This is a genomic window from Mammaliicoccus sp. P-M59, from assembly GCF_022386135.1.
Taxonomy (GTDB): Bacteria; Bacillota; Bacilli; order Staphylococcales; family Staphylococcaceae; genus Mammaliicoccus; species Mammaliicoccus sciuri_A.
This window is the reverse complement of record NZ_JAJNJJ010000006.1, coordinates 56,784-70,498: the sequence shown is the minus strand read 5'-3', so window position 1 is coordinate 70,498 and position 13,715 is coordinate 56,784. Positions and strand designations below refer to the sequence as shown.

15 protein-coding genes are annotated in these 13,715 nt (G+C 32.8%); all 15 read left to right on the top strand.

Features of this window, described 5'->3' with window-relative positions:
* Positions 1-97 precede the first annotated feature (97 nt).
* Entirely contained in the window at positions 98-1,000 is a 903-nt protein-coding gene (locus LQ617_RS10120; protein ID WP_239740275.1) for a hypothetical protein, read from the top strand.
* Positions 1,000-2,802 (top strand): terminase large subunit, encoded by a 1,803-nt coding sequence (locus LQ617_RS10115; protein ID WP_239740274.1) that lies wholly within the window; start codon positions 1,000-1,002, stop codon positions 2,800-2,802. The genes LQ617_RS10120 and LQ617_RS10115 overlap by 1 nt, the downstream gene beginning before the upstream one ends.
* A 17-nt stretch (positions 2,803-2,819) precedes the next feature.
* On the top strand, positions 2,820-4,421 hold the full coding sequence (locus tag LQ617_RS10110) for a hypothetical protein (protein ID WP_239740273.1): 1,602 nt from the start codon (positions 2,820-2,822) through the stop codon (positions 4,419-4,421).
* A 2-nt stretch (positions 4,422-4,423) separates the two neighbouring features.
* Positions 4,424-5,791 carry a hypothetical protein gene (locus tag LQ617_RS10105; RefSeq protein ID WP_239740272.1) on the top strand — a complete coding sequence of 456 codons (1,368 nt, stop codon included), beginning with the start codon at positions 4,424-4,426 and terminating at the stop codon, positions 5,789-5,791.
* Positions 5,792-5,819: 28 nt separating this feature from the next.
* Positions 5,820-6,254, top strand: a complete 435-nt coding sequence (locus LQ617_RS10100; RefSeq protein ID WP_239740271.1) for a hypothetical protein — start codon at positions 5,820-5,822, stop codon at positions 6,252-6,254.
* Positions 6,255-6,292: 38 nt separating this feature from the next.
* Positions 6,293-7,291 carry a hypothetical protein gene (locus LQ617_RS10095; RefSeq protein ID WP_239740270.1) on the top strand — a complete coding sequence of 333 codons (999 nt, stop codon included), beginning with the start codon at positions 6,293-6,295 and terminating at the stop codon, positions 7,289-7,291.
* A 68-nt stretch (positions 7,292-7,359) separates the two neighbouring features.
* Positions 7,360-7,929 (top strand): hypothetical protein, encoded by a 570-nt coding sequence (locus LQ617_RS10090; protein WP_239740269.1) that lies wholly within the window; start codon positions 7,360-7,362, stop codon positions 7,927-7,929.
* Between the two features lie 21 nt (positions 7,930-7,950).
* Positions 7,951-8,388, top strand: a complete 438-nt coding sequence (locus LQ617_RS10085) for a hypothetical protein (protein ID WP_239740268.1) — start codon at positions 7,951-7,953, stop codon at positions 8,386-8,388.
* A 318-nt stretch (positions 8,389-8,706) separates the two neighbouring features.
* Positions 8,707-9,369 carry a hypothetical protein gene (locus tag LQ617_RS10080; protein ID WP_239740267.1) on the top strand — a complete coding sequence of 221 codons (663 nt, stop codon included), beginning with the start codon at positions 8,707-8,709 and terminating at the stop codon, positions 9,367-9,369.
* On the top strand, positions 9,359-9,880 hold the full coding sequence (locus LQ617_RS10075; protein WP_239740266.1) for a hypothetical protein: 522 nt from the start codon (positions 9,359-9,361) through the stop codon (positions 9,878-9,880). Before LQ617_RS10080 ends, LQ617_RS10075 begins: the two co-directional genes overlap by 11 nt.
* 4 nt (positions 9,881-9,884) lie before the next feature.
* Positions 9,885-10,700 (top strand): hypothetical protein, encoded by an 816-nt coding sequence (locus LQ617_RS10070; protein WP_239740265.1) that lies wholly within the window; start codon positions 9,885-9,887, stop codon positions 10,698-10,700.
* A gap of 37 nt (positions 10,701-10,737) precedes the next feature.
* The gene (locus LQ617_RS10065; protein WP_239740264.1) at positions 10,738-11,463 is read left to right on the top strand and encodes a hypothetical protein; all 726 of its coding nucleotides are present in this window, start codon (positions 10,738-10,740) and stop codon (positions 11,461-11,463) included.
* A gap of 187 nt (positions 11,464-11,650) precedes the next feature.
* Entirely contained in the window at positions 11,651-12,181 is a 531-nt protein-coding gene (locus tag LQ617_RS10060; protein WP_239740263.1) for a hypothetical protein, read from the top strand.
* Between the two features lie 6 nt (positions 12,182-12,187).
* A complete protein-coding gene (locus tag LQ617_RS10055; RefSeq protein ID WP_239740262.1) occupies positions 12,188-12,658 on the top strand; it encodes a hypothetical protein in 471 nt (156 codons plus the stop codon).
* Between the two features lie 16 nt (positions 12,659-12,674).
* On the top strand, positions 12,675-13,700 hold the full coding sequence (locus tag LQ617_RS10050) for a tyrosine-type recombinase/integrase (RefSeq protein WP_239740261.1): 1,026 nt from the start codon (positions 12,675-12,677) through the stop codon (positions 13,698-13,700).
* The last annotated feature ends 15 nt before the right edge of the window (positions 13,701-13,715 follow it).

Below are 13,715 nucleotides of genomic sequence, written 5' to 3'. Positions count from 1 at the left end.
CGGTTTTTTTGTTGGTTAGACGAAGGTTTCCCTCACACCTCTCTCCTTCCTTCGTCTACCGAACAAAAATACAATACGAAAATGGTGATAAATTATTATGGCAACTCGCAGAGTTACACAAAAGAAAAATTGCATTTGCTGTAATAGAAACCTCCAACCAACAGGTAACTTTTACAATATTAATGCAAACGACCCAATGTATCCTGATGGATTCTACAGTATATGTAAAGATTGCTGTGAAAAGTTAGTTAAAGATGAAATATCAGGTTATAAAGCGTTTATTAGAATTTTAATGGCAATCAACAAACCATTTAAAGCTGAAGAATTTAAAGATTTGGATGGGGATTACATTAAATATTTAAATTTGGCTAATAGTAAAAGAATGAAAGGTGAGTTTATTGATTCAGAAACTTTCTTTAGTGCTTCTACTATTAGTTTAAACGAAGATACTATAAATCAACTTACACCAGAAGAACTAAGAGAATGTCAATTATTCTGGGGTCAAGGTGATTACAAAGAAGATGATTATATCTACCTTATGGCTAGATATGAAGAATACAATAACATGTACGATATTGATTCCCCTGCTTTCAAAGGATTAGTTGCTCAAATATGTCAACTTGAATTAGACATTCGTAAGAAAAGAATTCAAGGTGTAAATACTAAGGATGAAACTAAATTAGTACAAGACTTAATGAAAACTGCTGGTATAGCCCCTTCTCAAGAGAAAGCTGCACTAGATAATAGTAAAGAAACAATGGGAACATTAATTAAAAAGTTTGAAAACGAACACCCTATTCCAGAGCCACTACCTGAATTTAAAGATGTTGATGGAATAGCTAAACAGTTTAGAACATGGTTCTTCTCTCCTATGTTGAAGATATTTGGTAAAGAAAATCCTTATGCTGAAGAATACGAAGATACTAAGAGTGAATACAGTATTTCTCGTGAAGACTTGTTAGATGATGCTATGAGTAAATCAGAAGAAGACGAATTATAATGGCTATTTCTCAAGAGAATCATAAAAGTAATTATAATAACCAAATAAACTTATTCAAACTTAGACGTAATCATAGGAAAGAACAATCAAGAGATGAAGCATTTATGCAAGGTGTAGGTCTATGGACATCATTCTATAGAGCTAACCCACATAGATTCGTAGAAGATTTCTTTGGAGTTAAATTAAAACGATTCCAAGTTATTTTGCTATGGGCTATGATGAATAATCATTTCTTTATGTTCATTGCAAGTCGTGGCCTTGGTAAATCCTTCTTGTCAGCAATATATGTGTGTGTTCGATGTATATTGTATCCAGAAACAAAAATAATAGTAACCTCAAAGGTTATTTCACAAGGTATAAGTGTCCTCAGGAAAGTTAAAGAAGACTTAAGACCTTTATCCCCTTTCCTACAAAGAGAAATTGAATTTATTAATACTGGTGCTCAAGACCCAAGGATAGATTTTAGGAACGGAAGTTTTATACGTGTAATGGCAGCTAGTGATAGTGCTCGTGGTGCTCGTGGTAATTTACTATTGGTCGATGAGTTTATCTTAGTTGAGAAAGATATTATAGATACAGTATTCAAAAAAATGTTAACTTCCCCAAGACACCCAAAGTTCTTAGACAAACCAGAATACGCTAATAGAAAAGATTTAAAAGAACGTAACATGCAGATGTATTTATCTTCTGCTGGAATGAAAACACACTGGGCATATGACACTATGAGGTCATATACAGTACAAATGTTAAAAGGCGCTCACTATTTCGTATGTCACCTACCTTATCAACTTGGTGTACAAGAAGATATCTTTGATTACGAAGGTATGAAAGAAGAAGCTCAAGCCTCTGGTTTCAGTGAAATGAAATGGGCTATTGAGATGGAAGCTGAATGGTGGGGAGAAACTGAAGATGCCTTCTTCAAATTCTCAGATTTAGATATGAATAGGAAAATAAAACAAGCCTTTTATCCTAAAGACACAAACTTAGTTAATGCGCTTCAAAACAACTTAACAAACCCTATCAAAACTCCTAAAGAAAAAAGAATACTTTCAGTCGATGTTGCCCGTATGGCTGGTAACGCAAATGATGCTTCTGTATTCAGTCTTATATGTTTAAAACCGAAAGGTCTTAGATATGAACGACAATTAGGATACTTGGAGGATATGGAAGGTACAGATTATCAAACACAAGCTATAAGAATAAGACAGTTATTCAAAGACTTTCAATGCGATTATATTGTATTGGATACCAAGAATGTTGGTACTGGTGTCTTAGACAACCTAATGATGCCACTACATGATATGGCACGTGGAGATGAATACGACCCTTTAGGTGTAATGAATAGAGATGATATTGTAAGTAAATATCCCAACGCACCAAAAGTTATATATGCTATCAGTGCAACACAAGAATTAAACATGCAAATAGCAAATAGAATGGCGGATAGTTTAAAACTAGGAATGTTTAGATTATTAGTGCCTGAAATGATGGGTAAAGATTATTTACAATCAATTAAAAAATTAAAATATGATGAGCTTTCTGACTATGACAAAGTTAAATTAAATCATCCATACGTTCAAACTGAATTATTTATTAATGAAGTAATGAACCTCGAAACAGTTTTAATGGATACTGGAGCATTTAAATTAACTACCACAGGAACAGCACGTAAGGATAGGTATTCTTCTGTTTCATATGGTAATTACTTTGCTACTGAGTTAGAAAGAGATTTAGCAAACGCTAATAGAAACACAGATTTTACTAAATTCTTTGCAGTTAAAAAACCAAAATCAATCTTATAAAGGGGTGAAAATAAAACTTGGAAAATGATAAAACACTTGATAAAGGTGAGTTAAATACTCAGTTCTTTTCAGAATTTATTAAGCAACAATCAAGCAATCGTGTAATACCTATTAATTATAGAAATCTACAATCTTCTATATATAACACCTCTACTACAGCTTTAGATTCGATTGATTCTAGCAGAGTTGCTGGTTGGTTAGAGAACCCTAAGAATTCAGTTGTAAACTTAAGAAATTTATCTAGAGCTTTATATGAAAAATCTGGTGAATATAAGTCACTACTTAACTATTTTATAAATATGGCTAAGTTCAAATATGTTATTGAACCAAACTTCTCTACTTCTGAAAAGATGAATAAGTCAGCTGTAAAGAAAGACTTAAGCACAATATCACTACAGTTAAAGAAAATGAATTTAGCTCATGAGCTTAAAAAAGTCATTAAAACTTGCATAATCGAAGATGCTTTCTTTGGTTATGAAGTTGAAGATGCTAACAACTACTTCTTACTTAAGCTAGACCCAGACTATTGCAGAATAACTGGTATGTCAGATGGAATGTATATATTCCAATTCAACTTAGCATTCTTTGATGGTAAAGCTGGGTTAATTGATACTTATCCACAAGAATTTATTGAAGGTTATAAATTATATAAAAATAATAAAGTTGATGCTTGGTTTCAGCCGACATTTACTAAATCGGTTTGCTTTAAGTTTAATGAAGATAACTTAAACATTATACCTCCATTTGCAATAATGTTTGAAGGTTTAATGGAATTAAACGATTATAAGAAACTTAAAAAAGCTGGAGCTAAAATTAACAACTACATGCTTTTACATCAGAAAGTGCCTATGTTTGATAATGATAAGAGTGATTATCAACCAGACAACTTCTCTATTAAACCTGAAACAATGATGTACTTCCATGAAATGGTTGGAGATAGTTTACCAGATGAAATTGGTGCTATTGTATCTCCTATGGAAATTAACCCAATCAAATTAGAAAACAATGATAATAATGATAGAGTTTTAGAGGCTCTAAGAGATGTATATAACTCTTCTGGTGTATCATCATTCTTATTTAACAATGATAAGAACTCCACTGGTGGTTTAACTTATTCTACTAGAAAAGATGAATTATTAATCATTGATTTTTACAAACAAGTTGAGCGTTGGTTAAATCGTAAAATTAGATTCTCTAAAGATATTACTAAAAAGAATCAATGGAGTATTTCTTTACTTGAACTTACAGGTTTAAGCGAAGATAAATATCTGGAACAACTTACGAAATCTGGCTCCTTTGGCTTCCCTGTTCGTGGCAGAATAGCTGCTATACATGGGCTTGATTACCACACTTTAACTAAGACATTAGAATTAGAGAACTCAATATTAGACTTGGATATGGAAATGATTCCATTGGCTAGTTCACACACTGGCGGATTAAATAACGCTGAAGAAGCTAAAACTTCTAAAGATAATAAAACGAATGTAACATCTTCTACTACAGCTAAAGCTACTAGCGATAAAGGTGGTAGACCAACTAAATCTTCTGAAGAATTATCTGACAGCGGACAAAAGAATAGAGATTCTGATTCAAACGCTCTTAAAGGTGGTGAAAAATAAAAGTGATTAATTACGTTAATAATGTTGTACCTATGATGACACAACCATTAAAAGAATTTTCAGCTGATAAAGATGTCAGATTTACAAAAGTTAAAATATGGTTGATGCACATGGGTAAAAACTTAAACGGTTCCATATTCAATAAGTCTGTAGTTGAAAAAGCTATCCCCTCTCTAGCTAATACCCCAATTGTTGGTAGTACTTTATTTAAAGAGAATGGTGAAGAAGACTTTAGTGGACATGGAATTGATGTAAAAGTTTCTGAAGATGGAGAAGTGAAACTTGTTAACACTACTATTCCTTATGGTGTTATCCCTGCTGATAATAAGGCTCAGTTTGAAACTAGACTTTGTGATGATGGTATTGAACGTGAATTCTTAACTTGTGAAGGATTGCTTTGGAACAAGTGGGATGAAGCTGTAGATATTATTGTAAACAAAGCTGGTATAACTGGACAATCTATGGAGTTAGATAGAAATTACTCTGGCAACTTCTCTGATGGCAATTTTGAGTTCACAGACTTTAAATTTAATGGTGCTTGCTTATTAGGTAAAGATGAAACCCCTGCTATGGCAAACAGCACGGTTGAAATGATATTTAGCGCTGAAGCTCAAGAATATATTCAGAACAAATTAGATTTATATAATACATATTCATTTAACAATGAAGAAGGAGGAACACCCTTGGAAGATAATAAAGAAAAAGTAACGTTTGAAGGAGAAGAAAATATTGATACTCCTGAAACACCTGAAAAAGAGCCTGAAACTGGTGGAGAGCAAGAACCTGAAACTCCAGTAGATGAAGGTAATAAAGAAGAAGATAATGATTCTAAAGAAGAAGCACCTAAGGAAGAACAGCCACTTGTTTCTGCTGAAGAAAATGCTGGAACTGTAATTCGTGAAAGTGATGAAGACTTAGCTAAAGTACGTACTCAAGCTAGAGAAGAAGCTGCGACTGCTCCTAACCCTAAAGATGAAATTTTAGTATTGGACAAGTTGTTCACAGCTAAAGATATTGAAGAATTGTTAGCTGATAAAGCTAAAATTGAGCAAGAGTTATTCGCTTTAAAAGCAAGTAACCACAAAGAAAAAGCTGATGCTTTATTCACTCAATATGATGCTCATTTATCAGTTGAAGAAATTAATTCATTAAAAGAAAAGGTCGCTGATACTTCACTTGAAGATTTAAAAACTCAAATCTTCTCTATCATCGGTATGAAATCTTTAAATAATTACACTGCAACAAATCAAACTAAAAATGAAGATATTAAAGAAGAAGCTGCTCCTATATTTACTGCTGTTGATGTTGAAAAAACAGAAAAGCCTGTAAGTAAATATGGTGACTTATTCGACAGATATCTTGAAAAATAAAATATAAAATAGACGGAGGAAATATATAATGGCTAAACTTGAATTAACTGCTGTATTCAATGCTCGTGTTGAATCTATTAAAGCTGATAAAGAATACGAAAACGGTTCTTTAGTTGGCGCTGGAGACTTAGTGGAAGGTGAAGGTCGTTTACGTCAAGCAGCTCCTGCTACAGACGATAACCACTACTTAGTATCTACTGTTGAATTAAACTTTGGTGAAGACAAGAAATCATATGACTACACTAACAAAGCTGGTTCAAATATGCGTGCTCACCAATTAGAAAAAGGTGATACTGTAACTGTTGAACAAAAATTACATGAAGCTGGTTTAGTAGCTGGTGATATCGTAGGCGTAGCTGACGGTAAATTCGTTAAAAATGCAGACGGTGCTTACAAAGTTGACTTAGTACGTACTATCGGTATTAAGAGAGCTCCTGCTTACCAAATTATCAAAATTAAGTAATAAAGATAAAATATAAAACAACTGGAGGATTTTAAATAATGACTTTATTAAATAAAGAAATCCTTGCTCTTGCTGCTGATGTAGCTCAAGGTCAAGTTCAAAACTATTCTGCTAAAGACGGTTCTGAAGTAATTCGTCAAGCTATGAGAGAAAGATTCGGTGCTGATACGTTAACTCATCAAGCTTATCGTGAGCACAAAAATGAATTATTCGCATTCATTGAAGAAACTATTACACCTATCGTTAATGATAAAACTAAAGAAGTATTCGGTCAATTCGCTGAATTCAAAAACATCGCTTTAGGCGATAAACAAAAATTCCACGTATCTGATAGAGAGTTATTCCCTGTAAACACTATCTCATTAGGTAACGGAAACGTTACTCGTCATCGTTTAGATGCAGATGACTTCGAAATCGAAATGGGCGTTATCAGTGTTGGTACTTACGAAGAATTAATCTTATTCATGGCTGGGCGTACAGACTGGCCTACATTCATCCAACGTGCTGCTGATTCAATCGTTAATGACATCTACAAGCGTATCGCTGAAGCGTTCTCAGCTTCTATCAAAGGTTTAACTGGCGTATATAAAGCTGCTGTTGCTTCATCAAGTGGTTTAGATGTTGTTCGTGAAAAAGCTTTAGGCGTTGCTGACCATGTTGAAGCTGCAAACGGTGCTGCTATGTTAGTTGGTACAAAAGCTGCTCTTCGTAAATTAAAACCTGAATTCTATTCTGATGCTGAAGCTGGAACTCGTAACTCTCAAGGTTACTTCGGTATTGTTGATGGATACCAAGTATTCCAATTACCACAATTCCACAAAAACAATTCAGATGAGTTCGCTTTGTCTGACGACCAAATCTTAGTGTTACCTGCTTTCGAAAAATTAGTTAAAGTTGCACTTGGTGAAACTTTCGTACGTGAAGCAAACGGTTCTGAAGGCTACCGTCAAGACTTCCAAATGCAACACGATGTTATTACTCAAGTTGGGGTGTCTGTAATTACAGCATCTAAATTTGGAGTAGTTGAATTATCATAATTTATTTAGGTTAGGTCTCCCATGAGACTTAACCTTATTTATTTTTAGAGTAAAAGGAGAATATATAAATGGCTGTAACAAGAGGAACTAAAAAAAGTAATGAAGAAACAACTGAAAAGAAGGTAGCACCTAAAACTACTGCAAAAAAAGCACCTGCTAAAAAGGCTGCTCCAAAGAAACCAGTGGTTGATAAAGATACTGAGGTTTTAGTATATAATGCTACAACTGCTTCTGTAATGTATAGTGCACGTAAAGGTAACGGTTATATTGAATTAGATGCGTTTATGGATGCTGACTACATGACAGTTGAAGAATTAATGATATTGAAAAACACTGATAGAAATGTATTTAAAAAAGGATGGCTTTATATTGAAGATGAAGATGTAATTAAATATCTTGGTCTTGAAAAAGAAATGGCAAACATCTTATTAGAAGATAAAATTGACATTTTATTTGAATCACAACCACATGAAGTATTAGAAATTATTCCTAACTTAACTCAATCAACTAAAGATACTGTTCACTCAGTTTTAAGAGATAGATATGAAAATGGTTTAATTAATGATATTCATTTAATTAAAGCATTTGAAAAAGCTTTAAATGTAGATTCAGTTCATTCATTATTACATACAAACTAAAGTTAAGGGAGGCAAAATCTCTTGACAGATTTTACTTTAATTTATGACAAATTTTTATCTAAACTAACTGATTTCTCTTACCTTAAATTAGAAAAAGAAGTATTGGAATCAGATTTAAAAACTCGTTTAATAATTGCTTTATCTGACTTTACAACACTTGATGAAAGTAAAAAAGAATATGATGATTATTCAAATTGTTTCATAGAAGATTTAAATGTTGAAGAACAAGAAATTTTAGCAAGACTCATGGTGGTTAATTACCTAGATAAATTTATTTTCTCAGAGGATTTATTAAAATCTTCACTAAACTCTAAGGACTACAAACAGTACTCACCTACTAACCTTGTGAAAGAACTTCGACAACTTAAGTCACAGTTTCAATCAAGTGTAGATACAAAGATGAATGCTTATAGTCACTCAGAAGCTATTAAAAAAGCGAGACTAAAGTATGGGAAGTAAACAATTATACATCAATCATCTACAAGACATAAAGAGTAGCATATTTAAAATATTGCCTTTATGCGAAGAAAAGAATACACATATAGATAGTTATATTAGTGGAATTATTCATGAACTTAAGGGCTTCCCTAGAACTCATGAGGAGTTGTTTAACGAGGATTCTACTTCTTGGTATGTGAAGGTCATGAGTAACCTTTATGCCTTCCACGAGGACTACACAGTGTCAGAATTACATAGTAAAGATGGTATTGAAAGAGTTCGAACAATTGTATTCACTTTACTTTCATTAATAGACAAAGAAATAAGATGGTGTGAATAATGAATTATTTTGATAAATATAAAAAAATATTATCCTCACAAGGAAGTAATCTAGGAGAGTTCGTTATAAACAACTCTAAAGTTGGTGCTCACCAAAGTTTTATTAACTCACCTACAGTTAAAGATGTAATTGTTGATGATGCACAAGACAGAGCAATAGTAAGTATTTCTAGCAGAGACTTCTTTGATAGACAATTCCTATTCCCTCCTGATTATGACAAAGCTAAAGTTGGCTCCTACATACAATATAAAGATTATATCTATCTAATTATGAGACACAATGATGATGATGTTTACCCTAACTTCCATGGAAAGTTTTGCAACGAGGACTTCTTAGTACCAATTAAAACTGAGAGAGTTAAAGTTACAACTGCTAATGGTTACACATATAAGAATGTAGTTGAAACTGAGACAGTTCCTATTGTTGTAGATTCAAAAGGTTATTCTATTGCTGATAATGCTGTGCTACCTCTTCCTGAAGGACGTGTAGTTATGTATATGCAATATAAACCTATTTATTTAGAGAAAATAAAAATTAACTATGAGTTTGAATTATTTAAAACAAAATATAAAATTTCTGATATTCAATTAGATAACGTGTTTAAAGATTCAGGTTATCTAACATTATCTGCTCAAAGGGTGGTTGGAACTGATGAAGCTTAAATATAAAGTTTCTGGTCGTGCCAACATACTACAAAAATACATCAATGTTATTCGTAATGACGAGCATCTTATGAGATTACTTTATTATAATCCATTAGATAAAAATGGTGATACTGTAGATTCACTTTCAGATGAATTACCAAATATTACTGAGATGGACGAGGAAACTCAAGACTTAATTGTTGATAAACATATTAGGAAGTCTCAAAAATATGATGAAATTCAAGATGAAAAGATGTCAGTTATTTTTGTATATTATGGTAAAACCGCAAATGTATTTAATAATCATACACTTGTTAAACGAGAAATAATATTCCATATCCTATCACATAATGATTTTTCATTTGATGATAGAATTAGTGAAATTTGTGATAGATTAGACACTTTGTTCGTTGGACAGCGTATTGGAGGAATTGGTAAAACTGATTCTGCCCCTTCTTTCCCACGAGAAGCTCCTAAAGAATACCTATCCTTTGAACAAAAATATTCTATCACAGATAAGAAGAGGTGATTAAATGGAAAGGCATGAGATTGAAGATAGAGTCATACTTGACCTGCCCATTGTTACCGATTATGGAGAGTTTAAACCACTAACCATACTAGAGTATATGCAAAATGTTTCATCACTAGCTGCAATTTCTTACAGTAAGAAAAAATTACTAGCCTTACTTGGTCAGGCAGAGCAAGAGGCAAGTGAAAAGTCTGATAGTGAGACATTTGAAATGCTCAAAGAATTAAACAAAGTCCCGTTAAAAGAATTAATGATGGAATACTTTAATGAATTCTTAGTTCATTACGCAGTATTACTTAGAGAAACAAAATTCTTTTATATGAGATATGAGGAAGGCAATGAAGAGTTTAAAGATGAGCAAGATTATGAAAAACATGTAATCAGAGTAATTTTTGAATACATAAATAATTTAACTAATGAAGAGTTTGATGAAATAAGGGAGATTCTTTTAGCATTACATAATCAAACTGAAGTATCAGGTTTTCTTAACCCTCAGCTACAAAGAAGTCGAGATAAGAAAGATAAATTATTTACTGGGGATAGTAAATCTCCTAGTCTTGTAACAATGATTACATCATGTGTAGCTTACACAGGTATAGATTACAAAGAAATTTCTAATTGGAATGCTTTTCAACTTCAACATACTTTCCAAAGAATTGCTTACTTTATAAATCATAAGACTGCGACCCTATTTCAAACTGTTTCTGGTGATGTTGAACAAATTAACTGGGCAGAGAATATTGACTCTGAAAACGAAAAAGATGACCGCATGACATACAATCAGTTTGCTAAAAATACTGGTTTGCAACAAAAGTCTTAAAAAATAAAATATAAAAATTATAGGAGGAATTTAGTCTATGTACTATATCCAAGATACTGCTGACGTATTATTAACTCGTAAGAGTGACAGTTTTAAAATCGCTTCAGGTACTACTCAATCTACAAGTATTTCTCAATCTGTTGAGGAAGAAGTAATTAAGGGTGGTATTGGTAACCGTTCTTTATATACTATCAAATCTGATAAAGAAATCGAAATCCAAATCAAAGATGCTATCTTTAATCCACAATGGTTAGCTGCTTCTCAAGGTGTTAAAGTTGAGAATGGTAAAACTTTAGTTGTTGAAAACGTTGAAACGGTTGACATCGGTGAAGGCGGTAAAATTGAAGTTAAAGATTCAAGTTATGCTGGTGAAGGTGTATTAGTTGACTCTAAAGGTGAAAACCATAAAGTTACATTCACTGCTGGCTCTGCTACAGTTGAAGATATTACTGACCAAGTTGGTAAAGAAGGTATGGTTACTTATGAAGTAGAACGTACTGGTAAATCTATCGCTATCCGTGCTGACCGTTTCGCAGAGAAATACAAAGCACAATTAAGCACTGTAATCTACGAAGCTGAAACTGAGCAAATCGTTGAAGACTTGTTCGCAATCTTCCATAACGTAACTCCTTCTTCTGAATTCGAATTAGGTTTAGAAGCTGGTTCTGCATTAGCTCCAGAAATGACTTTACGTTGTACAGCAGATGCTAAAACTAAAGAAATTGGTAACTGGTTTACTTCTCCTCATGTTGAGGGAAAGTAGAACCGACTGTTCCAGAAGCTCCAGAGGAACCAGTCGATGAGGGAAACAGTGAAACACCTGTAGCTCCTGATGAAACTGGAGAATAAAGTTAACACTTTAACTGGATAAATTTTAGGGGGCTTAGGCTCCCTATTTTTTATTTGTATAAATTTAGAAGAATTTAAGAGTAAAAGGAGAATTTTATATTATGAGCAAAGAAGAAACTAAAAATTTATCACAACTAGATGGTATTTTAAAGCTCGCCGATAAGTATGAAGAAATTGAACAACATACATTAGCTAATGGAGAATTAATTGAGTATTACCCTTATTTCTCTGCTACAAAGATTAATGAAATCACTGAAGAATTTTATAACTACTCTAACTCTGAAGATAAAACAGATAAGAAGTTTATGGATACAGTTTTAGAAAATGATTTTAATTTAGTAATGTTTTACTATTTCTTAGCTGTTAAAAAGTTCACTCATTATGGTGAACAAATGAAGCGCATTAAGAAAGTTAAAAGTTTAGTACCTTACTACAACGCTTTACTTGAAACAGGTATCTTACAAGAAATCGTTGATGATGTATTCTTATTCGAAGAATTAATGAAGCTAAATGAAATGATTGGAAAGCATTTAGGTAGAACTAATGCTGCATTAGAAATAATGACTGCACAATCAGAAGAATTAGAAAAACGTAGACAAGATTTTCAAAAAACACTTAACTCAAAGAAGTGATAATAAATGACAACATTTAACTCCCCTGCTCAATTAGAAGTTTATCTAAGAGAAGCAGTTGATAGCGTTATTAAAAATGAAGTATTTAATGTTATTCGTAAAGAATGGCTAGAAACACAAAATGAACGTGTTTATAACGTATATGAGCCAAAAAAGTATAGAAGACGAGATACAGACGGTTTATCAGACCCTTCTAATATCATACTCCACCCACCTAACAATTCTGCTGGAATGGTTGAATATGTAATGGAAAACATTGCTAAAGGTAATGGATGGGATGAATGGAATGGAAAGCTTATAAACGACATGATTGAAGGTTCAACAGGTTTTGCTGGAGACCCTGCAAATGGAATGCCTGCCAGACCATATACAGAAGAAACTGTAGCAAATTTAACAAGTGGTATTGCTAGAGATACTATCAAACAAGCGTTCTTTGATGGAATGAAAAAACGTGGTATCTCTATTACTATAGATTAGAAATGAGGTTTGTAGCGTGACAATTGAAAAGAACCAGTTGCGTGAGCGAGCTAAGAAGCTTCCAGAAATAACACCTGAAATGTGGGAGCAAGTTCACCCACTGTATAAACGAGTAATGAGTGATTATTTAAGCTCTATTGAATTATCCAAGCAAACAAAGAAACAATATATATCTGCATTAAGACAATTCGGCTGGTTTGTAAATAATAGTTTAAACAATAAACCTATTTACAAACTCAAAAAGAAAGACGGTATGAGATATATAAACTATCTACGCGAAGATAGAAAGATGTCTTCTTCTGGTATCAACATGAAAAAGTCAGCAGTATCTGCTATGTGTCAATACATAGAGAACTATTTAGCTGACGATGATGATTATGAAGATGATAATGGAGACTTAATGTTTGAAAACTTCCGTAATTTTATGCAAGGCTTACCCCCTGTTGTTAAGACACAAACTTATGACAAGAAGAAAGTTACGAAAGATGAATACGACTTAATGATGAAAGCTTTAGAAGAAGATGAAAACTATTTAGGCATGGCATGGCTTGCTGTAGCATTCAATGTTGGTGCTAGAAGAAGTGAAATCATTCAGTTTAAAACGAGCATTTTATCAGAAGAATGGAACGAGTCTAAGAAGTATAAGAAGCACTCCCCTATTCGTGGTAAAGGTCGTGGAGAAGAAGGTAAGCGTTTAGAATACTTATTCTACCCTGAAGCCTTAAAATATATTCAACTTTGGATTGAGAAACGTGGATATGAACATGAGTTTATATTTACTATCGGTCAAGGAGAAAATATAAGAGTAATGGGACGTAACTGGGCTGATTATTTCTGTGAGAATACTTTATCTCACATATTAGGAAGAAGAATAAATCCTCACATATTTAAAGCAAGTTGTATTACGTATTTGCTTGAGCAAGGAATTAAGATGGAAGTTGTTTCTAAACACTTTGCACATCACAATTCTACAGCGACAACTGAAATATACAATTTAAGCGATTCAACTAAAGAATTAGATAATTTAGATATTAAACTATAACTTCTATTTTTGAAC